Here is a 23,833-nt window from a genome sequence, read left to right as displayed (position 1 = left end):
AAAGGCAGAAAATTGAATTTCTGCCTTTCTCAATTTAATACCAAGACTCTTAATCCAACAAGGCTGCAATATCTTCCTGATCCAGACTTTTCATAAAGCTTTCTTCCGTTGATATCAACTCTCCGGCCAATGCCAGCTTGCGATTTTGAAGAGCCATTATCTTTTCTTCTACTGAGCCTCTACTGATAAATTTGTAGATGATGACTTTATTTTCCTGTCCAATTCTATGCGCTCTGTCTATTGCCTGAGCCTCCACAGCTGGATTCCACCATGGATCCAATAAGAATACATACTCCGCTTTGGTCAGGTTTAAGCCAACTCCACCGGCTTTCAGTGAAATTAAAAAAACCTTCACATCCTCCTGCTCCTGAAATTTTTCTACCTGAGCTTGTCTATCCTTTGTGGAACCATCCAGATAGGAATAGGTGATTCCCTGCTCTTCCAAATATTCTCTGACAATGGAAAGATGTCTCACAAATTGGCTAAATACCAAAACTTTGTGCCCCTCCGAAATAGTGGACTGCAACATGTAGGTAATATCCTCCAATTTTCCGGATTCTCCTTTGTAATCCTCTCGTACCAGTTTCGGGTGATTGGCAATCTGCCTCAATTGAGTCAAGCCTCTCAACAAGGTAAATTGCTGTGCTCCTCTTCCAACTAGAGAACTCTCCCCAATGATCTTCTCCCGATAGTAAGACTTTACTTCTTCGTAAACTTTCTCCTGCTCCTCTGTCATGGCAGAGTACTTCACATTGGTAATCTTCTCAGGAAGATCAGTAGCTACCTGAGATTTAAGTCTCCTCAAGATGAAAGGCTTGATCATGGAATGGAGCTTGATGGCTTTATCCTTATCATTCTGCTTTTCTATTGGTTGAAGAAACTGCTTTTTGAAAGAATTCTGATTCCCTAATAAGCCCGGATTCACAAAATTCATTTGAGACCAAAGATCCATCGTGCCATTTTCAACAGGAGTACCTGTCAGAATCAGCTTCTGCTTGGACTTCAATTTATTGACTGCATTCGCAATATTGGAACCGGGATTTTTGATGGCTTGGGACTCATCCAATATGATGTAGTTGAAGTAAAAATCCTTCAAAATATTGACATCCAAACGGGTAATGCCATAGGAGGTCAGCACCAAGTCGTAATCCCTGAATTTCCAGGGATCTTTGATCCTCTGTGTTCCGGTATAAACCAATATTTTCAGTTCGGGGGTAAACTTTCGAGCTTCCAATTCCCAGTTGTAAATCAAGGAAGTAGGCATGACTAACAAAGAACAAAAACCGGGATTCTCCTGCTTTTCATGGGCAAGCAAGGCCAAAGTTTGAACCGTCTTACCCAAACCCATATCATCCGCCAAACAGCCTCCGAAACGGAACTCATTCAAGAATCTTAACCAATTGTAACCCGCCTTCTGATAAGGTCTCAATTCACCTTCGAAGTAATCCGGCAATTCATAATCATCAATAGCCTCAAAATCACGCAACTTTTCGAGCTTTCGAGTAAGCGTCAATTGCACCAGGTTTCCTTCCTCCAACTGCTTGGCCAAAGCCAAATGATGCTTGCGCATAATAATGGAATCCTGGGCAGTCCCTTCCTCCATAAAAGAAAACAACTCTGAATAATTGACAAACCAAGATGCAGGAATTACAGCGATCTCTCCATTGGGCAATTCAAAATCTGTCTTACCCTGCATGATCAGCTTTCGGACTTTGGCAAATGGCACCAGATAGATACCAAACTTAATCTGCGCCTTAACATCAAACCAGTCAATGTTTTCATTAACCTCAATGTCGATATTTGCCCTTCCTAGGTGATATACCTTACCGGAGGCATTTTTACGCTGAATGATTTTAATTTTCTTTTCCTCCAGCGCATCTTCATTTTCCCCGATCCACTCAAAAGCTTTGGATTTGGGTAGAGCTACTTTTCCATCTCGGACTTCCAATCCCAGATCTTTCAGGAATTTGCCAAATGCTTTTTCTTTCTGAAGACTACGTATCGTCTTTTTGAATAGAAATTCCCCGTCTTTTTCAATCAAGGATACTGAATTGCCCACAGAACTGTCGGTGCCTTTTTCCACTGGAAAATCTGTGTCTCCATATTGAAAACGGAGCTCAAATATAATTTTGTCCTCCTCAAGCTGCTCACCCTCCTCGCCAAAAAGATTGTTGCCTTGATTTCCCGGCAAATCCTGTATTTTCAACAGAACCTCGGGAGTACCTCTGTCGATGGTGATTTCAAATCCTCTGGCATCTACATCGTATTGGGTTAGCATTGGAGCCATAAACTTCCTGAAATAGGTAGGCTCCATTTTCTTATCGATGAGGATAAATTTTTTATTCAAAAATGGTTGTAGCTTCTTTCCATCAATATCTTTTTCAAAGTGAAAAAGCTGTGAATTCACAATCAACCAAGCTGGCTCTTTACAGATAAGATAACCTCCTTTATACTGCCACTCCAAGCGCTCCCCCTTAAACTTAATAGTAGGGTAGTAATGGGTATTATCTGGATTTTTATGAAAATGAAAGATGACAGTTGCCCGCTCGGCATTAACCTGAATTTCTTTCCAAGCTGGATTTCCATCACTTCCCATTTCAAAAAGTCTTTTGCCGATAAGTAGCGGCAATATCTTGGACCTCTGAATTTCCAACCTTGCCTCGACCAAGGCTTGAGTATTCTTATCCTCGGTTTTGGAATCAAATATCTTCGTTAAATAGTCCTTAGGACGAATGTTTTTCTTTTTGGGGATAAAGCTCTTGATGACTTCCTCCGGTTGCATCGCATCCATCATCTTGATAAGCTTGTAATCCTTTTCATCTAAGCCAGAGTCAAACTCCTTGGCATTCGCGGAACTGATGTTTTGAAAGGCATAAGAAAGCCTTCCTTTGTCATCCAATTGTACCACAAAGGATTCAAATAATAATCCTAGAAATTCATGATTAAAAATAGAATATACGATCTGAAAGGGCTTGTCAGAATCTACAATCATAAAATTATAAGATCAGGAATTGCCCGCTCAAACAGGGGATTTGAGCAAGACAAATACGGTGAGAGTTGAGTTTTTTTGAAATAATTAGCTTGTAAATTAATAAAAATACGGGCAGAAATGGATTGATATCGGCCTTTTTTAGAAAAATTGACATAAAAAAGCCCGTTTCTTTGAAAAAAACAGGCTTGAATTATACTTATTCTTGAATCTCAACTTTTTCTTCAGGGATTTTTTCTTCCTCTTTTTCTGGAAAAAACCTGCCTTGGAAAATCAATATAATAGCAACTCCTATGAAAATGGATGCATCAGCTATATTGAAAATCGGCCAAAGAGCTGTGTATTGACCACCCCAAAGAGGTAACCACTCCGGCAAATAGCCTTCCCAGATATCAAAATAAAACATATCTACCACCTGCCCATGAAACCAGGGAGTAGGTGCATCATAAGGTGCATTATTTAACCAAACACCATAAAATATAGAATCTACTAAATTACCTATTGCACCTCCTAATATCATAGCAATACATACTATAAATACAGGATGATTTTTCTTTTGAATTATATAATACAGATAATAACCTATTCCAAACATAGCTATCAAGCGGAAGCTGGTCAAAATCATTTTACCATATTCTGTACCCAACTCCATCCCAAAAGCCATTCCGGGATTAGTGGTATAGTGGAGCTTAAACCAGTCTCCAAAAATCTGAATCTGTCCGGGAGTGCCAAAGTCCATTTGGAAATGAACGAGCATCTTCACCACCTGATCCACTACAATCACCAAAAAGGCAATCCCGAAGTATTTTATGTATTTGTTCATCGTTTCCTATTTGCTATTTAGGCTTTTTCCACCAAAACAGCCAATTCAAAATCATCCATATCCAGGACAGTCCCGGTACTTGCTTCTTTGCTGACTTCCAAACTCAAAGCCTGCGTTTCGGACTGAATATAATCTCCAAACCCTCCTACAGATTTATTGACCAATTCGTTGGTGTCCGCTACTTTGATTCGGATTTTATCCTGCACTTCCAGCCCCATGTCTTTTCTGAGATTCTGTATTCGGTTGACCAAATCTCTGGCTACTCCCTCTTGCTTCAATGCATCAGTCAAGGTCACGTCCAAGGCCACAGTCACTCCGGCATCAGAAGCTACGGACCAGCCCGGAATATCTTGAGAAGAAATCAAAACTTCCTCCAAAAGCAACTCAATGGTCTCTCCTTCTACTTCTATCGGGTATTTTCCATCTCGCTCAATTTGGGCAATTTCTTCCTGCCCCCAAGATTTGATTGCGGCAACGACGAATCTCATCTTTGGTCCCAGTTTTTTACCCAAAACAGGGAGATTAGGTTTTACATCTTTCACCAAAACTCCGGAAGCATCGTCGATAAACTCAATCTCTTTGATGTTTACCTCAGACTTGATGAGTTCAGCTACGTGCTCGATTTGAGCCTGAACTTTCTTATTCAATACAGGAATCAAAATTCTCTGTAGCGGCTGACGGACTTTCAGCTTTTCCTTCTTTCTCAAGGAGTGAACCAAGGAAGAAATCGTCTGAGCCAAATCCATGCTCTCCTCTAGATCTTTATTGATCAGAGATTGGTCTGCGGATACCCAATCAGTCAAGTGAACGGATTCTTTTCCGGCTTCACCTGCTTCATTCAGATTTTTGTACAACCAGTCAGAATAGAAAGGAGCAAAAGAGGACATCAGCTGCGTCAAGCTTAACAGACACTCATACAAAGTTTCATAAGCCGCTTGCTTGTCCTGGTTCATATCGCCTCTCCAGAATCGTTTTCTGGCTAGTCTTACATACCAGTTGGATAGCTGATCCACAGTAAAGTTCATGATGGCACGGGTTGCCCTAGTGGCATCGTAATTATCCATCGCTTCCTCCACTTCTGTGATCAAAGACTGAAGTTTGGAGATAATCCATTGATCCAACTCTGCTCTTTGTGCCACAGGTACCGCTTTAGTTTTATCATAAACAAAAGCATCCAAATTGGCATAAAGTGCGAAGAAGTTATACGTATTCTGAAGCGTTCCAAAGAAGCGTCTTTGCACTTCGGTCACTCCGTCTAAATTAAATTTGAGATTGTCCCATGGGTTGGCATTGCTGAGCATATACCATCTCAAGGCGTCCGGTCCATATTCTTTCAAGGTCTTGAATGGATCCACAGCATTACCCAATCGCTTGGACATCTTATTGCCGTTTTTATCCAAAACAAGCCCGTTGGCAATTACATTTTTGAATGCCACAGAGTCGAAAAGCATGACAGCGATAGCATGCAAGGTAAAGAACCAACCTCTCGTCTGATCCACCCCCTCTGCTATGTAATCGGCCGGATAATTTGCTTTGAAAATATCCTCATTTTCGAATGGATAATGCCACTGCGCGTATGGCATGGCTCCTGAATCAAACCAAACATCAATCAAGTCCGGTTCGCGAAGCATTTTCTCTCCTTTTTCAGAAACCAAAATCACATCATCCACATAGGGACGGTGAAGATCCAGTTCTTTCCCTTCATAAGGAGACTTCTTCATAAATCCAGCTGCGATGGATTTTTCTATTTCTGCTTCCAATTCGGCGATAGAACCTATGCACTTTTCTTCACTTCCATCGGAAGTTCTCCAGATTGGAAGAGGTGTACCCCAGAATCGTGAACGGCTTAAATTCCAGTCTACCAGATTCTCCAGCCAGTTCCCAAAACGGCCTGTTCCGGTAGCTTCAGGCTTCCAGTTGATGGTCTTATTGAGCTCCACCATTTTGTCTTTGAAGGCCGTAGTTTTGATAAACCAGGATTCCAAAGGATAGTATAATACAGGCTTATCAGTTCTCCAGCAATGTGGATAACTGTGCTCATACTTCTCAACCTTAAAGGCTTTGTTTTCATTTTTCAGAATGATGGAAATAATCACGTCGGTATTTTTAAAATCCGCCGCGTTCTCATCATCCTCCGTGTAGTTTTTCACATAAAAATCATCCACTCCATACTCCTTATGAGCAGTGATTTCATGCTCCTTCATTTTTGCAGCTAGGTATTCTCCTACTACTGGAAGGAATTTTCCTCTTTTATCGACAACCGGGATATCATTACCCAATTCATCCTGAACGAAGATGCCTGGCACATTATTCTGTACCAAGGTTCTAAAGTCATCCGCACCAAAGGCTTTGGCTAGGTGCACGATTCCTGTTCCATCTTCTGTGGTCACATAATCCCCAGAAACTACCGTAAAGGCCGGATGAGGCAATGCCAAAGCTTCGATTGGAAATAATTGCTCATACTCCCAGCCCAACATGTCTTTCCCTTTAAATTCCTCCACCACTTGGTAAGGAATCAATTTATCACCCGCTTGATAATCCTCCAGCTTCAGTTCTGAAGCTTTTGGATTCAAATAAGCCCCCATTCTGGCCTTTGCCAAAATCACGTTTACAGGCTCATGGGTGTAGGGATTAAAAGTTTTCACTTTGACATAATCCAGGTTTTCACCGATAGCCAAAGCGGAGTTGGATGGTAAAGTCCAAGGCGTGGTCGTCCAAGCAAGGATATAAGTATTTTCCTGCCCTTTTAGCTTAAACTGTGCGGTGATTGAGGTATCCTTTACATCCTTGTAAGTACCCGGCTGATTCAGTTCGTGGGAACTCAATCCCGTACCGGCCGCAGGCGAATAAGGCTGTATGGTGTAGCCTTTATACAAAAGCTCTTTATCATAGAGCTTTCTCAGCAAGCTCCAAAGCGTCTCAATGTACTTGCTGTCAAAGGTGATATAAGGATCATCCAGATCCACCCAATAACCGATTTTCTCAGTCAGGTCATCCCATTCATTTTTGAAACGCATGACCGTTTCACGGCACTTTTTATTGTATTCCTCTACGGAAATCTTCTTCCCAATATCCTCTTTGGTGATTCCCAGCTCCTTTTCTACTTGGAGTTCCACGGGCAATCCATGCGTATCCCAACCGCCTTTACGTTTTACCTGAAAACCTTTGAGCGTTTTGTATCGGCAAAAGATATCCTTTAGCGTTCGTGCCATCACATGGTGAATACCCGGGGTACCGTTTGCAGACGGTGGCCCTTCAAAAAATGTAAAAGTCTCGGCTCCCTCCCGGTTGGCGATTGATTTTTCGAAAATTTGATTCTTTTTCCAATACTCCAAGACTGACTCTCCTATTTGAGGGTAGTCAACCTGTTTGAATTCCTGATACGTTTTCACAGCCAATATTTGTCGAATGATTTGGATGTCGGGTCTTTTGGGCGTGCCCCCGCCGAAAAGGGCGGGGTCGGGCTATCCGCTCTTATCCTCCTGCTACGCAGGATGGATACCGCTTCTATCCCTCACGCGGGGCATCCCGCTCAAAACAAGCCACAAAGATAGCAGAAAAGCGCTTTTCTAAGAAGTAAAAAGTAAATACATCATGGACTCTAAAAAATAGGGGCTTTGCAATGGAAAAGTTTGACCTCCTCAGGGTCAGGATAGCAAGGTCGGGCTGCTTCCTTTTCCACGGGTTGCACCTGCCTACCGGCAAAGGTAGGCCCGTGGTTATTGAAAGGTTCAATCCTTTCAGGATTGTCAACTATGCTGCAGATCCGATTTCTTCAAAAGAGAAAAAATTGAACAACTCCAGCTCAAATTTTCAAGATAAAAATCAGATGAGAAATCACCAACCTATAACCAACCACGAAGTGGTTGAACCCCTCAATAGCCATCAGTGAAACTGGTGGTAAAAGAAAGTCCATCTACCATCGAGCATTCCAACTCTGAAGGAGTTGAACTCTGTACCCCATAAAGTTTGACCCATTCAGGGTCAGGATAGCAAGGTCGGGCTCCTTCCTTTTCCACGGGTTATACCTGCCTACCGGCAAAGGCAGGCCTGTGGTTATTGAAAGGTTCAATCCTTTCAGGATTAATATTACCCAAGTCATCAATGAGGTGTTGGGAGCGATCCTCTTAAATTCTTAAACGCCTAACACTACTCTGCAGAAACCGCCAACCCAACCACGAAGTGGTTGAACTCCTCAATAGCCGCCAGTGAAACTGGTGGTAAAAGAAAGTCCATATACCGTGATGCATCCCAACTCTGAAGGAGTTGAACTCGTTACTCCATTAAGTTTAATCATTTCAGGATTTTTTCACAAAGCACTGACTTTTATCAGTTCCAAACACCAATTTGATCAAAGGATATGATCAGAATCATTCGTAACTTATAGGACATCAATGAAGGAAGACCATGAAAATCAATGCCAAAATACTCTTGATGACAGATTTTTCAGAGGTAGCAGGTTATGCCCTTTTTTATACCAAGCAACTGGCATCCAAACTCAAAGCCAAAGTAGAGGTAATGCATATTCTCGGCACTCCAGTGGACTGGGTTAGGCTGGACAAGGATAAGGAAAAGTTTTATCCGGAGACACTGAATGCCATTGCCAATGCCAAATCCAATCTTTCATCAATAGTCCATGATTTAGAAAAGCAGGGCATTAATGCCCTTTCTTCATTAATCTACAGTTTTGGTTCGGAGACGGTTTTTGAGCATGTTCAAAATGCCGAACCGGACTTGGTGATAATGGGATCCGAAGGCAGAGGAGCAAAAAAACCCTTTTACCTTGGCTCTACTGCCCAAAAGGTGCTTAGAAATATTAAAACTCCTATCCTGATTGTAAAAGAAGAACCAGCTCACAAGGAGATCAAAAAGATTGCATTTCTATCTACCTTGGAAAAAAGTCAAAAGCCTATTTTTAAAAAACTTAAAAAACTGGCAGACTTATTAGGAGCACAGCTGGATTTAATTTTTATCAATACTCCCTATGATTTCCATGAAAGTGCTGAGATTGATGAAATGTTCAATGAGATGTTGGAGTCAGATAATACCACACAGCATTTCTTGATCAATGCAAAGGATGCCGAAAATGGAGTTATCTACTATGCAGAAAACAATCAACCAGATATTTTAACTTTAGCTAAAACAGAAAAATCAGGATTAACCAAATTCTTCAACCCAAGCCTAACAGAAAATCTAGCCAAAACACACAATTTTCCTATTCTTTCAATTTGCCTAGAGGAATGAATTGCCTCGTCAAGAAAAATCTGATTAAATGGTAGAATTAGAGAATAAAGTGATTAAAAAAATGAAACTTATTATTTTTGAAAATGTTATCTTATGAGATAACTTTGAATGGATGACTAGGAGTATTATTTTTCATAAAAATCATTTCATCGAATTTTATCAAAACCTAGATATCAAGGCAAAAAATAAAGTTCAATATGTTCTGGAACTTATCAAGCAGGTCGAAAGGGTGCCTGAAAAGTTTCTAAAACATCTAGAAGGAACTAATGGCCTTTATGAAATAAGAATAGAGTATCAATCAAACATTTATAGAATTTTCTGTTGCTTTGACGAAGGTAAATTAGTTATCCTCTTTAATGGGTTTCAAAAAAAATCTCAAAAAACTCCCAAAAAGGAAATCGAAAAAGCTGAAAGACTGATGAAAGATTATTTTGAATTAAAAAAAATGAGAGATGAAGGACTATAGCAAAATCAAAACCTTCGATGAACTAATTGAATTAGAACATGGAAAGGTTGGCACTGAAAGCAGAAACAGATATGATGAAAATGCCCAAATGTTTATCATAAGTGAAATGCTAAAAGAAGCCAGAAAGGAGGCAAAACTTACACAAGAACAATTGGCTGAAAAGGCCGGAACGAAAAAAAGCTATATCTCTAAACTTGAAAATGGTAAGGGAAATATCCAATTGTCAACGTTGATTAGGATATTTGAGCAAGGGCTTAATAAAAGAATAGGTTTAACTTTCCTATAGTAATAAATGGGAAAGTTAAACCTTGGAATTCTACTTTATTTCTTCAACAATCTCGCGATGTAAAATCCGTCAAACCCGCTTTCCTGAGCCAATACTTTTTGATCTTCGATCAATTCGAAGTCTTTCCCTGCCTCAGAAGCCAGAAATTTTTCAACCTGCTTTTGATTTTCAGAAGGCAGGATACTGCAAGTCGCATAAACCATCTGACCTCCTTTTTTCAACATGGAAGAATAGCTTTGAATGATTTCCTGCTGGGTTTCCTGCACTTTAGCGATAGAGTCCAGACTCAGCTTCCATTTGGTATCCGGATTTCTTCTCAGCACTCCTAAACCCGAACAAGGCACATCCAATAACAAACGATCCGCTGACTCTTTCAATCTTTTGATAGTCTTAGAGCCTTCGATCACTTTCCTTTCTATAATAGAAACTCCGTCTCTTCTTGCTCTTAGCTTGGTTTGCTGCAGCTTCCACTCCTCCACATCCATGGAAAGCACCTTCCCCTTATTCTGCATCAGGGCAGCTAAATGGAGGGACTTCCCTCCAGCACCCGCACAGGCATCGATCACACGCATTCCTGGCTCCACTGCCAAGGCCTGAGCTACTAACTGAGAAGAAGCATCCTGAACTTCAAAAAGGCCTTCTTTGAATGCCGGATTGCGGAAAACATTTTGTCTTTGCTCCAAAATCAAAGCATCTGGATATCCTTTCACAATGTAAGTTCGGATTCCATCTTCCGCCAATCGGTTTTTCAATTGCTCCCGGGTGATTTTCAAAGTATTTACCCGAAGCACTACTTCTGCCTCTTCATTCAAAGAGTGAATTTCCTGATCCCACTTCTCCCCCAATTCCTTCTTCCCCAACTCATACAACCAATCTGGAATTGATTCCAAAATGGCTGGTTTGTCCAAGCTCTCGTACTTTGCTTTGATTTTGTCAGGGTTTAATCCGGAAAATTCCTCCCAAGGTGGAAGTTCATTGCCTTGCATAAGCCAATAAGTTCCAAACAAATCCCAGTAGCTTTCAGAAGGACTCAAATAATTGATCAGCCTCCACCAACGCACCATTTCATAGGTGGTTTCTGCGATAAAAGAACGATCTCTCGCTCCCCATTTGGGATTGGATTTAAGGGTACGCTCTATGACCTTGTCAGCGTATTGACCTTCTTGAAAAATAGATTCTAAAGCGGTATGTACTCCGCGTATGGTATTATTATGTAGTTTCATCAGAAAGAAATTCTGCACAAAGGTAGTTTTTCTTTCTCAGACTAGCCGAAAAGAAACTCAAAAGGGTTTGAAGGTCAATGAAATTCTGATGCCTTCCCGGGGAACTGCTGAACCAAAATAAAAATAATCCCCAGCGTAAATATCTCCTAAAACCGAAAACTGATTCGGTTGACCCATATGATTGCTGATCATTGGCTCCTTCTGAATGATTTGTTTTCTAAACTCAAGAAAATTCGCTCTAAGCCCTACATCAACCCAATTATTCAAAGCATAAGAGAAACTTACATCTAAGCCCGTTCTCCAATTTGTCTCCTCCACAGGAATAAGAAATGGGCCGGGAACTATAGAAAGACAATTCAGACATGGCCACCAAAACAGATAGCTATAATCTGGATAAAATTCCAATTTGGCATTTGCTCCTCTTTCCCTCATCGAAAAAAGATTGAAATTGACAGAGGTCCTTTCTCCCAATGTGATGGATTTTTGAAGAAATAATCCAAATCCCACCAATTCATTTTGTAAGCCAACCAAAACGGGATCTCTGGCGATTCCAACAATACTATAAGAATTACCATCTTCTGCGGGAGGCCCATAAATTGACCTGTTTGTATATCCTGTCTCCTGAGGCTCATAATAAGAATGATGAGAACCCATCAAGCCCAAAGACCAGCTTTTCCCTAATGGGATTCCTGCGAAAAACCTACCTCCCCCAAACCTTGCTTTTTCAGGAGCAATACTTTGGGTTTGCTTCAAAGCCTTCTCCCAATAAACCCCATCCAATTCAAACCAAATCCCTTTTTTCTCCTGGCAATAAGCACTTACAGAAATCAGGAAAAGCATAGAAAGCAACAGTAATTTTCTCATCATTCCTCAAGCATTAATATTATCGGACAACTTTCCCACAGTCAGGGATGTGCTTACCTTTACGGAGCTAATTCATTTTTCGCTACTATGATCAATTACAATAGTTTGGTAAAAAAATGGGCCCAATCCCTGGAGCTTTACGATTTCTCGGAAGCGCAAAACTTGGTGGAATGGCTATTTGAACATCATTTAGGCTTGAGAAGAGTGGATATGATGCATTTTTTAGAGGAAAAGGATCTGCCTCAGGCTCTTTTGTCAGATTTTGAACGTTTGAAAAAAGGAGAACCTATCCAGCAAATTTTAGAAAAGGCCCCTTTTTACGGGAGAGAATTCAAAGTAAGCAGAGATACGCTGATCCCTAGGAATGAAACCGAAGAGTTGGTGCATTTGATTATCAAAGAAAATCCCCAACCTCATTTAAGAATACTGGATATCGGTACAGGCACAGGCTGTATCCCAATATCTCTGGCTTTGGAAATGAATTCAGCGGAAGTTTATGGCTTGGATATTTCCGAAGGGGCTTTGCAAATCGCCAGAGAAAACGCTAAGGAATTCAAGACTGATGTCAAATTTTATCAAATAGATATCCTGAAAGAGGAAATTCCTTTAGATGATTTGGATATTTTGGTCAGCAATCCACCTTATATCCCTGAAAAAGGAAAAGCACTTATGCACAAAAACGTATTGGATTTTGAGCCAGAATTGGCGCTTTTCGTCCCAGATGAGGATCCGCTTTTATTTTACAGGGTCATTGCTGAGAAAGCCAAAAAATGCCTGAAAAAGGGGGGGAAGCTCTATTTTGAAATTCATGAATATTACGGTCAGGAAGTACTGAACTTGCTGAATAAGCAGGGCTACAGCAAGATTGAATTGATCCAAGACCTTAATGACAAGGATAGAATCGTGAAAGGTATTTTAGGATGAGGCCTTTTGACAAAAGTTTTTAATCAGAGCCAAGGTTTCGCCTTTTCGCTCAAACATGCCCATGTGCCCGGTATTTTCTAGTTCGAAATAATCAGTGAACAAGTAGCTTTGTTTTCTACTTGCCTCTAATTTAACCGAGCCGTCCTCCGTGCCTGCAATCAATAATTTTGGACCATGAAAATGCTCCAAAACTTGGGTTCGGTCTTTTCTGTCCCGCATCGCTTCTGTAAATGCGATCAAACCCTCCAAAGTTGATTCCTTTGCCTGTTCTAGAGCTGTCTCAATAGCTGTGGAAAGTTCTTTTCTTCTGTCCTCCGGGAAAAGCTGAGGCACAAATGAGGTTACAAATTTGTCAACTCCGTTTTTCTTTAAAAAGGTAATTGCCCGATTTCTCATCTGCTTTTTATCAGCATCATCTGCGAAAGCCGTACTATGAAATAGTCCAACAGCCTTTAATTTCTGCTGCATCAATTCTAAAAGTGCTAAGGTCACATAACCCCCCAAAGAATGGCCAATAACTATCGGTTCGAAAATTTCATTTTCTTCCATCCATTCCTCCAACATCACTGCAAGCTCCTCTAGGCTGAGGTGTGATTTTTCCAAAGGACTATTTCCAAAGCCCGGCAAATCTGGACAAATAACTCTGTAATTTTTACTCAGCTCTTCTGCAAAATCTGCCCACATGGCTCCAATTTCACAGAACCCATGAACCAAAACCACAGGCTGACCCTGTCCTTTTTCAAAAAAATATACAGAAGACATAAATTATTTAGATGCTCTTGGCTACTTCGCTCATGCTTCTAACAGCATCGGCAATACCATCCGGGTCAAATCCGCAAGCTCTGTGCAATTCGATTTGCTCGCCATGCTCAACCACTTCATCAGGGATGCCCAGACGCTTCACCTGAGCCTGATACTCATGATCCATCATCCATTCTAGTACAGCCGAACCAAATCCACCCATCAAACAACCATCCTCTACGGTGATTACTTTCTTGAATTTCCCAAAAACCTCGTGAAGTAATTCTTCATCCAAAGGTTTTACAAATCTCATATCATAATGAGCCGGATTTAATCCTTCAGCAGAAAGTGTCTCGCAAGCCTCCACTGCATAATTTCCAATATGTCCGATGGTCAAAATAGCAACCTCTTCACCTTCCTTCACTATTCTTCCCTGACCTAGTGGAATTTGCTGGAATGCTGTTCTCCACTCAGGCATGACACCATTTCCTCTTGGATATCTGATGGAATAAGGGCCCTCATGAGAAAGGGAAGAGAACATCATATTTCTCAATTCCTCCTCATTCATAGGAGCAGCTACTACCAAATTTGGAATACATCTGAAATACGCCAAATCATAAGCACCATGGTGGGTAGGTCCATCCGCACCTGCGAATCCAGCTCTATCCAAACAGAAAACAACTGGAAGGTTTTGCAAGCATACATCATGGATCACCTGATCATAAGCACGCTGCATAAAGGTGGAATAAATATTACAGAAAGGCTTTAGTCCCTGGGTGGCTAAACCTGCAGAAAAAGTTACTGCATGTTGCTCTGCTATCCCTACATCAAATGCACGGTCGGGCATGGCCTTCATCATAATATTGAGAGAGGATCCGGAAGGCATAGCTGGAGTTACCCCCATGATACGCTCATCCTGTTCAGCCAACTCTACAATCGTATGCCCGAAAACATCCTGATATTTTGGAGCCTGAGGCTTTGAAGGGGTCTTTTTATAAATTTCTCCGGTTACTTTATCAAACAAGCCCGGTGCGTGCCAGGTAGTCTGGTTCCCTTTTTCGGCAGGCTCATAGCCTTTTCCTTTCACTGTTACACAGTGGAGAATTTTAGGACCAGGGATATCCTTGAGATCGTTTAGGATTTCAACCAAATGGTTGACATCATGTCCGTCAACAGGACCGAAATAACGAAGATTGAGTGATTCAAATAAATTGCTTTGCTTCAGCACAGCTGACTTGATCGCTCCTTCCACTTTGGAAATGACTTCCTGAGCTGAACTTCCAAATTTGCTGAACTTACCCAACAACTTCCATACTTCATCCTTTACCTTATTATAGGTGTGGGAAGTGGTAATATCCGTCAAGTAATCTTTTAAGGCACCGACATTAGGATCGATCGCCATGCAATTATCATTGAGAATGATCAGAATATTGGAATCTGAAACACCTGCATGATTCATCGCCTCGAATGCCATCCCACCTGTCATAGATCCATCGCCAATAACGGCTACATGCTGAATGCCCGAACCTTTATACTTGGAAGCGATCGCCATCCCAAGCGCAGCGGAAATAGAAGTACTGGAGTGTCCTACACCAAAAGTGTCATAAACACTCTCTTTTCTTTTAGGAAAACCGGAGATACCTCCGAAAATTCTATTAGTATGAAATTGATCTCTTCTTCCAGTCAGAATTTTGTGGCCATAAGCCTGATGACCTACGTCCCAGACCAATTGATCCTGAGGAGTGTTCAATACATAATGTAAAGCCACAGTCATCTCAACCACACCCAAGCTAGCGCCAAAGTGCCCACCGTAAATAGACACGTTGTCTACGATGAAGTTTCTCAATTCATCACAGATTTGTACCAATTTCTCTTTAGGAAACTTTTTAAGGTCTGCTGGGCTGTTAATTTGAGCTAATAATTCTCCTGGTTCGATCAGCATGTATCTTTACATTTTAATGGTCTGGAATGGTAAACTTCCCTAGCTTAGGTTTGTTTTTTAGTTAGCATAGCAACTAAATCAAAGTCTCCATTCTCTGACCTGAATTTCAATTAATTTGTCTTAATTGAATATCTTTGGCCACAAGGTGGCAAAATTAACCAATAATTTAAATATCCCTTGAGTTTCGAAATCAAATTACCGCTCTTCGAAGGTCCTTTCGACCTCATGCTCTTCTTCATAGAGCGGGACGAATTGGATATTTACGATATTCCTATCTCCAAAATCACCAATGATTTTCTGGACTATATCCATCATTTGGAGCAAATGGAAATAGAGGTTGCCAGCGAATTTATCCTCTTTGCTGCCACCCTGATGAAGATTAAATCGAGAATGCTTCTTCCCCGACCGGAATTAAATGAGGATGGAGAGGAAATCGATCCAAGAGAAGAACTCATCAGAAATCTTCTGGAATATAAAAAATATAAGTCAGTAGTCGAGGAATTAGCCTCTTTGGAGGAAGAAAGACTTTCGAAACAAAAGCGCGGAAATATCGCTTCGGAACTAAAAGCCCTCAATAAGGTTGATGATGTAGACGCAGAAATGCAAGACTTGGATCTCTACAAGCTGTTAAAGGTTTTTCAAAAATGTATGGCCAAAATGGCCGCTCGTGTGGAAGATACCAAGCATACAGTAATCCAATATCCCTACACCATCGAGCAACAAAAAGATTTTATCTTGGAAAAAATCAGCTTCAAAAAACAAGTTCCTTTCACTGAATTCATATCCTACAAACCTGAAAAAATATTTGTTATCTACACATTTTTGGCAATTCTGGAATTACTACAACTTTCTTTAGTAACAATCGTCATTGGAGAGGGTTTTAATAACTTTTGGGTAGAAAAGACTGAGCCGGTCGCTACAGCCTAATATGAAGCTAGACAACAAAAAAATCTTTAAAACCCTCAATCCAAACAAAGTTTGGGTACCGATCTTAATCGGATTGGGCATCGTTTTCGGAATGTTCTATTTCGATCCGAGCGTCGATGCCCAAACTTTAAAAGGGGTATTCGATGCTTCTGCCCCCTACGTGATTCTGGCCATTTTGGTCATAATTTTTAGAGATGCGGGATATGTCTACAGGATCAGGGAAATCACTCAAAGGGAGCTGACCTGGACAAGGTCCATTTATGTGATCATTCTTTGGGAATTTGCCTCTGCTGTTACTCCCTCAGTTGTCGGAGGTACCGCTGTAGCTATTTTTATCTTAAATAAAGAAGGAATCAAATTAGGTAGAGCCATTTCATTTGTGATGGTTACCGCCATTCTCGACAACCTCTTTTTTGTCATAGGAGCGCCTATCATTCTGTTCTTTGCTAAAGGCAATATTTTCCCCAACAGTCAGGTGCTGGAAAATCAATTGGAAAATAGCTTACAGGCTATTTTTTGGATCAGTTATGCACTTTATGCCGCCTACAGCTTAATCATGGCTTTGGCTCTTTTTTACAGACCACGGGTTTTCAAGTGGGTTTTGATCAAAATATTCTCTATCAAATGGCTGAGAAAATGGAAGCATGATGCCCAAGAATACGGAAATCAAATCATCGAAGCTTCCAAAGAATTAAGCGGTAAAAAATTAAATTATTGGCTTCCTGTAATTGCTGCTACCATATTTATTTGGAGCTCTCGTTATTTGATGCTGAATGCACTGATATCTGCTTATGTGCCTTTGTCAATAGAAAATAACATCATTGTTTTCGCTAGACAGGTAATCATGTGGATCGTTATGATGATTTCACCTACTCCAGGTAGCTCGGGTACTGCGGAGTTTTTCTTCGGGCAGTTCTTCACCCAGTTTCTAGGCAATTACACCTTTGTAACCAGCATTTTTTGGAGGCTTCTATCCTATTACCCATATTTGATTCTAGGAGCGATTTTCCTTCCAAGATGGATTCGCCAGGTTTTTTTCAAAAAGAAAACAACTAGCCAAGAATAAGATGATGAATGCCTTAACTCCTGAGCAAATTGCCTCCATTACCGGTGGGAAATTGCTTGGGAAAAATCTATCCCTTGAATTAACACGGGTCAGCATTGACTCTAGGCAAATTCTGAATCCCACACAGACGCTTTTTGTTGCTTTGAAAGGAGCCAAAGCGGACGGCGCTAAGTTTATCCCGCAATTAATAGAAGAAGGAGTACAGGTATTTTTGGTTTCTGAATCCTTTCAAATCCAGAATAAAGAGACCTGCTATATAGCTGTTAAGGACACAAGAAAGGCGCTCCAGTCACTTGCCAAATATCAACGTGAACTTTTTGAAAAGCCTGTGGTCAGCATTACAGGTTCTAACGGAAAAACCATAGTCAAAGAATGGCTGGGACAGATTCTAAGTCAAAATTATGCCGTAGCAAAAAGTCCCAAAAGCTATAATTCTCAAGTAGGATTACCCTTATCCGTTTTCGAAATTCAGCCCTATCATCAGGTAGCTATTTTAGAAGTCGGCGTTTCCAAAAAAGGAGAAATGGAGGCTTTGCAAGCTATTGCCCAACCCAATTTGGGAGTCTTTACCAACATTGGAACTGCGCACGATGAGGGTTTCGAAAGCCGGGAAGAAAAAATTAAAGAAAAGCTTCAACTCTTTAAGGATTCGGCCCTTTTGGTATACAACAAAGACCAAAAAGAGCTGAGTAAAATCATTGAGACAGCAATCGAAAATGAACGATTAATTGCTTGGTCCGACCAGCCTGGCGCTGATTATACACGAGCTATCAAATTTCAGGATGAGCTCACCAAAATCATTCTTATAAAATCTGATTTAAGTACTTTCACTTTTTACACCCGGTTCTCAGATCAGGCTTCCTTAGAAAATCTGACCCATACAATTGTATCTGCATTGAGTTTGGGCATGCTTTCAGATTCTATTCAAAAAGGAATCAATTTGCTGAGACAGGTGGACATGAGACTGACCCTCAAACCGGGAATCAATGATTCTTTGATTATTGACGACACCTACAATAATGACTTGGCAGGGCTGAGGGTATCATTGGATTTTATGCGGCAACAGAGGCCCAAGAGAAGAAAGATTTTATTTTTATCCGAGTTTCAACAGCAGGGTCAACCCGAAAAAATCTATCCAGAAGTAGCCGAACTGATCAACTCCCATTCCTTAGACCTGGTAGTTGCTGTAGGGGAAAATATCCATCCTTTGCAAGAGTTGATTCAAAGTGAATTCAAGGCCTTTGCAAGTACGCAGGAACTTTCAGAGTGGGTTGGGTTAGAAAACTTTTCTGATGATCTCATATTGATCACCGGTGCAAGAGCTTATCATTTTGAGCAAATAGTTAACCAGCTTCAGCAGAGAATTCACGGTACAACTTTAGAAATCAACCTCAACGCACTCACACATAACTTTAACTTCTACAAGAGAAGAATTAAACCAGAAACCAAGGTAATGGTCATGGTGAAGGCCTTTGCTTATGGAGGAGGTGCAGTAGAAATAGCGAATCATCTTCAAACTTTAGGGGCTGATTATCTGGCTGTGGCATTCACTGATGAAGGAGTCATACTGAGAAAGCAGGGAATTCAACTTCCTATTATGGTTTTGAATCCGGTACAGGAGTCGTTCGAACTCTGCAAAACCTACGATTTAGAACCGGTTGTTTTCAGTTTGGAGTTCTTTACCAGTTTGGGGAATTGGTGCAAAAACAATCAAACCCAATTGAAAGTCCATTTAGACTTGGATACCGGAATGAGGAGATTAGGATTTGAGGAGGGGCATCTGGAAGCCTTGTCCAACTTGATCAAAACCTACCCGGAATTGATTATTCAGTCCCTTTATACCCATTTGGTAGGGGCTGATGAGGAAATTCATAGAGATTATTCCCAAGAGCAGCTGGATAGTTTTATTAGGATGAAGGATCAAATTCTTCCACACCTTTCGCAAAAGCCTCTTCTTCATGCCTTAAACTCTGCAGGCATAGTAGCATTTCCAGACTATCAATTGGATATGGTGAGGTTGGGAATTGGCCTTTATGGAGTTGAGGTGACCGGAAAACACGACAGAGAGCTCCAGGCCATCAGTACTTTGAAAACTACCATCTCTCAGGTAAAAAGGATAGAGCCCGGAGAAACTATAGGCTATTCCCGAAAAGGAAGATTGGAAAACGGAGGTAAAATTGCCACGCTATCCATTGGCTACGCAGACGGATATGACCGTAGGTTCAGCAATGGCAAAGGCTATGTACTGATTCATGGAAAAAAAGCTCCAGTCATAGGAAATGTGTGCATGGATATGGTCATGGTGGATGTCACTGATATAGAAGTTAAAGCGGGAGATGAAGCCATTATTTATGGAAGTCAAATCTCTCTGAAGGACTTAGCTGACCGAATCGGGACTATCCCTTACGAACTGCTGACAAATATCAGTTCTCGTGTGAAGCGGGTATACTATCTTGACTAATAGGCTTTCACTTTCCGAAAATTTCCTAAATTCAGATAAGAAAGTAGACAGATAGGATTTCGATTCTATTTGAAAGAAAAAATAATCACATCACCCTTCCACCGAGACAAAGAAAAAACTCAGCCATGAAGCTCACCAAAAGAAAGCTTGCTCATATTGTTTTTGAGTCAAATGATAGACCTTCAAGAACTTTTGATGTGGTACTGCTTATTCTGATTTTTGGTTCTGTAATCGTGGCGGTTCTGGATTCTGTAACAGAATTAAAAGAAGAATACGGACGTCTTTTTTTTACGCTTGAATTAATCTTTACTTTTCTTTTTACCATTGAGTATGCTTTACGGGTTTGGTTGACCAGTAAGACGTTTAGATATGTTTCTTCCTTCTATGGCATCGTAGATCTTCTTGCCATTCTTCCTGTTTACCTGAGCTTTTTTGTTGCCAATGTGCAATTACTGACTGTAGTGAGGGCTTTACGACTTTTGCGAGTAATTCGTATTCTAAAACTGGGAAGATACTTAGCTGAGGCAGACTTTATAAGGAGGTCTCTGAAAGCAAGTATGACTAAAATTCAGATTTTTTTATTCACTGTCCTGACTATTGTTTTGATTATGGGAACTCTCATGTATCTGATCGAGGGACCGGAAGCTGGATTTACGAGTATTCCAAGAGCAATGTATTGGGCTATCGTTACATTGACTACAGTTGGATTCGGTGACATTACTCCTCAGACACCTTTAGGACAGTTTGTGGCATCCTTAATTATGCTCATGGGTTATGCAATAATCGCAGTTCCTACCGGAATTGTCAGCTCAGAAATGGCCAAGCAAAAAAGCCCTGAATTTCATGCAACGTCTAAAACTTGCACCTATTGCGGACAGGATGGTTTGGATAAAGATGCCAAATTCTGCAAAAACTGCGGGCACCCTGTAGACATTAAGCCTTGATTATTTAATAGGGCCACGCCTTTTTCCATCCCAACTCTTGAGACGTATAAATCCCTCCTTTACCAGAAAAGATATAGGCGATGAAGCAGGCTATCGCGAGAAAAATTCCGGATTCATATCCGAAAAGCTCAATTCCCATTACAGTACAGGCCATAGGAGTATTGGTTGCCCCGGAAAATACGGCCACAAATCCCATCCCAGCTAATAAAGCTAAGGGAAGCGGAATCAAACCATGCAGGGCATTTCCCAAGGTAGCTCCCGTGAAAAATAAAGGCGTCACTTCTCCTCCTTTAAATCCAGCTCCCAAAGTAAATCCAGTCAAACCTGTTTTAGCCAACCAATCATACCAAGGCAAGGGAGTTTCAAAAGCTTCTACAATTCTGGGAACTCCTAAACCCAAATAAGTGGTACTGCCCGAAATCCATACAAATAAAGCGATCAGCAGTCCGCCTATGAACGGCCTTAAAGGTGGATAAGAAATCGTCTGAGAAAAAACTTTGGAAAAAAAGTGGGAGGTTTCCGCAAATAATCTTCCTGATAAACCAAAGACAATTCCGGCAGGAATGATCCAAAGTAAATTCATCAAAGTATGAGTCGCCACCTCGGGGATTTGATAAATAGTGTGACCCACTCCCCAGAGCGATTCGCAAACCCAATGAGCAACCAAACCAGCCCAAAAGGCTGGAAAAATAGATTTCCATCGGAAATGACCCGTGTGCATCCATTCCAAAGCAAAAATAGCTCCTGCTAGTGGAGTCCCGAAAACTGAAGCAAATCCACCTGAAACCCCAGAAATCAGGATTAATCTCCTGTCAGCTGATTCAAGTTTAAACCATTTGGTCAACTGATCTGCCAAAGATCCGCCCATTTGAACTGCAGTGCCTTCCCTTCCTGCCGAACCGCCGAAAAAATGGGTGAAAATAGTCCCAAAAAGCACCAAGGGAGTCATTCTGAGGGGAATTGGATTCTTGGTTTGGTATAATTCGTCCAATAATAAATTATTGCCTTTGACAGAATTTTGACCAATTTTATAATAAGTCCAGCCGATGATCCAACCGCCCAGCGGAAGTAAAGCAATTACCAATAAATGCTCTTCCCTGAAGTTGGTTGCCCAGTCTAATGCCACCAGAAAAAAGGCGGACGCAGAGCCCGAAAGCAAGCCAACCAAAAGGCCTAAGACTAGCCAAAGCAAAAAATATTTCAACAGTTTCGAGTAATCCAAAGCGACCGTTTAAATCAAGAATGGCAAAATAGGAATAGAAATTGACTTTTAAGTAGGAGATAAACTAGGAAAATCACTTCCCGAGAACTTATTTGAGTTTTTAGGGTTATTAGCACACAAAATGAAGAACATATTAATCACCGGCGGCTCTGGCCTTATTGGCCAAAAAATCACCCAGCTATTGGAGGAAAAAGACTATGCAGTTGCTTGGCTGAGTAGGTCTTCCAAAAAGCGAAAATCCTTCGTTTGGGATATCAATACCCAAACCATAGACCCTGAGGCAATGGAGTGGGCAGACGCCGTCATCCACCTAGCCGGGGCAGGAGTAGCTGATCAAAGATGGACTGCGGAAAGAAAGCAAGAAATTCTTCAATCCAGAACCAAAAGCACAGCCCTTCTTCACCAAGCAATCGAAAAAGCAGAGGCCAAACCCACGACTTTTATTTCTGCCTCAGCAGTTGGCTACTACGGTTTCAATACCGGAACCAAATTAGTAGATGAGACATCACCAGCTGGAAATGATTTTCTGGCTCAGGTCGTGATAGCTTGGGAAAATGAAGTGAAGAAAATTGAATCCCTACATCTCAGAACAGTCATGCTCCGAATTGGAATTGTATTGGATGCTGACGGTGGCGCTTTGGCTGAAATGCTCAAACCGCCAGTTGCTGCACCATTAGGTTCAGGAGATCAGTGGATGAGTTGGATCCATATTGATGATTTGGCAAGAATGTTTGTCTACGCTTTGGAAAAAACTACCCTACAAGGAGTTTACAATGCTGTTGGGCCCAACCCCAGCACTAATCAACAGGTCACTAAAGAAGCTGCGGATGCCAAAGGCAAAACCTATTTGGGAATTGGAGTTCCAGGCTTTGTTTTGAAATTAGTATTAGGAGAAATGGCAGCCATGGTACTGGGTGGCAATCGGGTTTCTTGCCAGAAAATCCAAAAAGCAGGCTTCCAGTTTGAATACTTTGAATTATCGGAAGCCCTGAAAGATATTTTCAAGCACTGATTCTAGATTCTTTTTCCTCTTCCAATTAAAAACCAAAGGACAGTTCCCAATAGTGGAACCAAAATCACGATTAAAATCCAGATTAATTTATCTGTTTCGTTCGCAAAGTTGCTGATCACCACATCATAAATGGTATAGGCATAAATCGCCAGACCGATAATTCCAATCCCAAACATTGTTAGCTAGTTGTAGTTTTAGTGCCTTTTCCCAAAATCAAGTAGACAAGAGGCCCAATTACTTGTCCAAATAAAATAATGATGATCCAAATGAGCTTCATATTTGGATCTTTGAAATCTGAGCGGATGACATCCACCACGCAGTAAATCCAAAGGATGGAATAAGCTATTCCAAATAAGATCAAAAACAGGAGAATACCTCCACCCATATTATTAACAAATAGTAGTTCACTCATTTTTTTAAAGATTAATCTTTTTGACTGCGAAAATCAGGCTCAAACCTCTTGCGTTTTTTCATAGTCCTCGACATAGATAGATACAAAAAGGTCCCGATTACCGGTACAAAAATTAAAAGCAGCATCCATAATATCCTTTGGCTGGAGTCCTTGAAGTCTGCCCTAAGCAAATCTACAATAGCATAAATCCAAAACCCCAGATAAAAAACCAGTGTTAAAGGGGCTATCCAAACAGGAAAACTGGGTTCAAGTAAATTCATTCCGATTCTTCAATTATTTTTACCACT

At 41.0% G+C, this 23,833-nt stretch carries 21 protein-coding genes; 9 read left to right on the top strand and 12 right to left on the bottom strand.

Translation table 11 applies throughout. The annotated features are described in order from the left end of the window. Positions 1-49: 49 nt before the first annotated feature. The 4 genes from GYM62_RS18990 to GYM62_RS18975 form a co-directional block, all read right to left on the bottom strand. The gene (locus GYM62_RS18990) at positions 50-2,992 is read right to left on the bottom strand and encodes a DEAD/DEAH box helicase (RefSeq protein ID WP_219957565.1); all 2,943 of its coding nucleotides are present in this window, start codon (positions 2,990-2,992) and stop codon (positions 50-52) included. Between the two features lie 196 nt (positions 2,993-3,188). Further along, positions 3,189-3,812, bottom strand: a complete 624-nt coding sequence (locus GYM62_RS18985; RefSeq protein ID WP_219957564.1) for a lipoprotein signal peptidase — start codon at positions 3,810-3,812, stop codon at positions 3,189-3,191. 17 nt (positions 3,813-3,829) lie between these two features. Then, positions 3,830-7,204: an isoleucine--tRNA ligase gene (ileS, locus tag GYM62_RS18980; RefSeq protein ID WP_219957563.1), complete on the bottom strand. Its 3,375-nt coding sequence runs from the start codon at positions 7,202-7,204 to the stop codon at positions 3,830-3,832. 483 nt (positions 7,205-7,687) lie between these two features. Then, entirely contained in the window at positions 7,688-7,831 is a 144-nt protein-coding gene (locus tag GYM62_RS18975) for a hypothetical protein (RefSeq protein WP_219957562.1), read from the bottom strand. A gap of 415 nt (positions 7,832-8,246) precedes the next feature. Here GYM62_RS18975 and GYM62_RS18970 point away from each other — a divergent pair, with 415 nt between their 5' ends. The 3 genes from GYM62_RS18970 (at position 8,247) to GYM62_RS18960 (ending at position 9,808) form a co-directional block, all read left to right on the top strand. Then, on the top strand, positions 8,247-9,056 hold the full coding sequence (locus tag GYM62_RS18970) for a universal stress protein (protein WP_219957561.1): 810 nt from the start codon (positions 8,247-8,249) through the stop codon (positions 9,054-9,056). A gap of 112 nt (positions 9,057-9,168) precedes the next feature. Continuing rightward, entirely contained in the window at positions 9,169-9,522 is a 354-nt protein-coding gene (locus GYM62_RS18965; RefSeq protein WP_219957560.1) for a type II toxin-antitoxin system RelE/ParE family toxin, read from the top strand. Continuing rightward, positions 9,509-9,808, top strand: a complete 300-nt coding sequence (locus GYM62_RS18960) for a helix-turn-helix domain-containing protein (protein ID WP_091651715.1) — start codon at positions 9,509-9,511, stop codon at positions 9,806-9,808. Before GYM62_RS18965 ends, GYM62_RS18960 begins: the two co-directional genes overlap by 14 nt. 35 nt (positions 9,809-9,843) lie before the next feature. Here the strand turns inward: GYM62_RS18960 and GYM62_RS18955 are convergent, their stop codons facing one another. Both GYM62_RS18955 and GYM62_RS18950 read right to left on the bottom strand, forming a co-directional pair. After that, positions 9,844-11,031, bottom strand: coding sequence for an RsmB/NOP family class I SAM-dependent RNA methyltransferase (locus GYM62_RS18955; protein WP_219957559.1), 1,188 nt, complete (start codon positions 11,029-11,031; stop codon positions 9,844-9,846). Positions 11,032-11,088: 57 nt separating this feature from the next. Further along, the gene (locus tag GYM62_RS18950; RefSeq protein ID WP_219957558.1) at positions 11,089-11,898 is read right to left on the bottom strand and encodes a hypothetical protein; all 810 of its coding nucleotides are present in this window, start codon (positions 11,896-11,898) and stop codon (positions 11,089-11,091) included. A gap of 84 nt (positions 11,899-11,982) precedes the next feature. Between GYM62_RS18950 and prmC the strand changes: the two genes are divergently transcribed. Beyond that, the gene (gene prmC / locus GYM62_RS18945) at positions 11,983-12,819 is read left to right on the top strand and encodes a peptide chain release factor N(5)-glutamine methyltransferase (RefSeq protein ID WP_219957557.1); all 837 of its coding nucleotides are present in this window, start codon (positions 11,983-11,985) and stop codon (positions 12,817-12,819) included. Here prmC and GYM62_RS18940 read toward each other — a convergent pair. Next, entirely contained in the window at positions 12,811-13,581 is a 771-nt protein-coding gene (locus GYM62_RS18940; protein WP_219957556.1) for an alpha/beta fold hydrolase, read from the bottom strand. The genes prmC and GYM62_RS18940 overlap by 9 nt on opposite strands. A 7-nt stretch (positions 13,582-13,588) precedes the next feature. Then, on the bottom strand, positions 13,589-15,502 hold the full coding sequence (dxs, locus tag GYM62_RS18935) for a 1-deoxy-D-xylulose-5-phosphate synthase (protein ID WP_219957555.1): 1,914 nt from the start codon (positions 15,500-15,502) through the stop codon (positions 13,589-13,591). Positions 15,503-15,679: 177 nt separating this feature from the next. Between dxs and GYM62_RS18930 the strand changes: the two genes are divergently transcribed. The 4 genes from GYM62_RS18930 (at position 15,680) to GYM62_RS18915 (ending at position 20,900) form a co-directional block, all read left to right on the top strand. Next, positions 15,680-16,429 (top strand): ScpA family protein, encoded by a 750-nt coding sequence (locus tag GYM62_RS18930; protein ID WP_219957554.1) that lies wholly within the window; start codon positions 15,680-15,682, stop codon positions 16,427-16,429. Between the two features lies 1 nt (position 16,430). After that, positions 16,431-17,495, top strand: coding sequence for a lysylphosphatidylglycerol synthase transmembrane domain-containing protein (locus GYM62_RS18925; RefSeq protein WP_219957553.1), 1,065 nt, complete (start codon positions 16,431-16,433; stop codon positions 17,493-17,495). A gap of 1 nt (position 17,496) precedes the next feature. Next, positions 17,497-19,956: a bifunctional UDP-N-acetylmuramoyl-tripeptide:D-alanyl-D-alanine ligase/alanine racemase gene (locus GYM62_RS18920; protein ID WP_219957552.1), complete on the top strand. Its 2,460-nt coding sequence runs from the start codon at positions 17,497-17,499 to the stop codon at positions 19,954-19,956. Between the two features lie 125 nt (positions 19,957-20,081). Beyond that, entirely contained in the window at positions 20,082-20,900 is an 819-nt protein-coding gene (locus GYM62_RS18915; protein ID WP_219957551.1) for an ion transporter, read from the top strand. Between the two features lie 4 nt (positions 20,901-20,904). Here the strand turns inward: GYM62_RS18915 and GYM62_RS18910 are convergent, their stop codons facing one another. Further along, positions 20,905-22,104 carry a voltage-gated chloride channel family protein gene (locus GYM62_RS18910; protein WP_255590440.1) on the bottom strand — a complete coding sequence of 400 codons (1,200 nt, stop codon included), beginning with the start codon at positions 22,102-22,104 and terminating at the stop codon, positions 20,905-20,907. A gap of 139 nt (positions 22,105-22,243) precedes the next feature. Between GYM62_RS18910 and GYM62_RS18905 the strand changes: the two genes are divergently transcribed. After that, positions 22,244-23,134 (top strand): TIGR01777 family oxidoreductase, encoded by an 891-nt coding sequence (locus tag GYM62_RS18905; protein ID WP_219957549.1) that lies wholly within the window; start codon positions 22,244-22,246, stop codon positions 23,132-23,134. A gap of 2 nt (positions 23,135-23,136) precedes the next feature. Here GYM62_RS18905 and GYM62_RS18900 read toward each other — a convergent pair whose 3' ends face one another. The 3 genes from GYM62_RS18900 to GYM62_RS21195 are packed head-to-tail and all read right to left on the bottom strand — an operon-like array spanning position 23,137 to position 23,806. After that, positions 23,137-23,310, bottom strand: coding sequence for a PLDc N-terminal domain-containing protein (locus GYM62_RS18900; protein WP_219957548.1), 174 nt, complete (start codon positions 23,308-23,310; stop codon positions 23,137-23,139). Positions 23,311-23,312: 2 nt separating this feature from the next. Then, complete coding sequence (locus GYM62_RS18895) at positions 23,313-23,546, bottom strand: PLDc N-terminal domain-containing protein (RefSeq protein ID WP_255590439.1); 234 nt, start codon at positions 23,544-23,546, stop codon at positions 23,313-23,315. A gap of 11 nt (positions 23,547-23,557) precedes the next feature. Next, positions 23,558-23,806, bottom strand: coding sequence for a PLDc N-terminal domain-containing protein (locus tag GYM62_RS21195; protein WP_219957547.1), 249 nt, complete (start codon positions 23,804-23,806; stop codon positions 23,558-23,560). Between the last annotated feature and the right edge of the window lie 27 nt (positions 23,807-23,833).

This window comes from Algoriphagus sp. NBT04N3 (assembly GCF_019443765.1).
Taxonomy (GTDB): Bacteria; Bacteroidota; Bacteroidia; order Cytophagales; family Cyclobacteriaceae; genus Algoriphagus; species Algoriphagus ornithinivorans.
Note: the sequence above shows the minus strand (reverse complement) of the source record. Positions and strands in the feature narration are given on the sequence as shown.

Excerpts from the sequence above, each read along its gene's own strand:
- GYM62_RS18990 (WP_219957565.1), bottom strand. The coding sequence starts at position 2,992 with ATGATTGTAGATTCTGACAAGCCCTTTCAGATCGTATATTCTATTTTT.
- GYM62_RS18985 (WP_219957564.1), bottom strand. The coding sequence starts at position 3,812 with ATGAACAAATACATAAAATACTTCGGGATTGCCTTTTTGGTGATTGTA.
- GYM62_RS18970 (WP_219957561.1), top strand. The coding sequence starts at position 8,247 with ATGACAGATTTTTCAGAGGTAGCAGGTTATGCCCTTTTTTATACCAAG.
- GYM62_RS18965 (WP_219957560.1), top strand. The coding sequence starts at position 9,169 with ATGACTAGGAGTATTATTTTTCATAAAAATCATTTCATCGAATTTTAT.
- GYM62_RS18960 (WP_091651715.1), top strand. The coding sequence starts at position 9,509 with ATGAAGGACTATAGCAAAATCAAAACCTTCGATGAACTAATTGAATTA.
- GYM62_RS18955 (WP_219957559.1), bottom strand. The coding sequence starts at position 11,031 with ATGAAACTACATAATAATACCATACGCGGAGTACATACCGCTTTAGAA.
- GYM62_RS18950 (WP_219957558.1), bottom strand. The coding sequence starts at position 11,898 with ATGATGAGAAAATTACTGTTGCTTTCTATGCTTTTCCTGATTTCTGTA.
- prmC (WP_219957557.1), top strand. The coding sequence starts at position 11,983 with ATGATCAATTACAATAGTTTGGTAAAAAAATGGGCCCAATCCCTGGAG.
- GYM62_RS18940 (WP_219957556.1), bottom strand. The coding sequence starts at position 13,581 with ATGTCTTCTGTATATTTTTTTGAAAAAGGACAGGGTCAGCCTGTGGTT.
- dxs (WP_219957555.1), bottom strand. The coding sequence starts at position 15,502 with ATGCTGATCGAACCAGGAGAATTATTAGCTCAAATTAACAGCCCAGCA.
- GYM62_RS18925 (WP_219957553.1), top strand. The coding sequence starts at position 16,431 with ATGAAGCTAGACAACAAAAAAATCTTTAAAACCCTCAATCCAAACAAA.
- GYM62_RS18920 (WP_219957552.1), top strand. The coding sequence starts at position 17,497 with ATGATGAATGCCTTAACTCCTGAGCAAATTGCCTCCATTACCGGTGGG.
- GYM62_RS18915 (WP_219957551.1), top strand. The coding sequence starts at position 20,082 with ATGAAGCTCACCAAAAGAAAGCTTGCTCATATTGTTTTTGAGTCAAAT.
- GYM62_RS18905 (WP_219957549.1), top strand. The coding sequence starts at position 22,244 with ATGAAGAACATATTAATCACCGGCGGCTCTGGCCTTATTGGCCAAAAA.
- GYM62_RS18900 (WP_219957548.1), bottom strand. The coding sequence starts at position 23,310 with ATGTTTGGGATTGGAATTATCGGTCTGGCGATTTATGCCTATACCATT.
- GYM62_RS18895 (WP_255590439.1), bottom strand. The coding sequence starts at position 23,546 with ATGAGTGAACTACTATTTGTTAATAATATGGGTGGAGGTATTCTCCTG.
- GYM62_RS21195 (WP_219957547.1), bottom strand. The coding sequence starts at position 23,806 with ATGAATTTACTTGAACCCAGTTTTCCTGTTTGGATAGCCCCTTTAACA.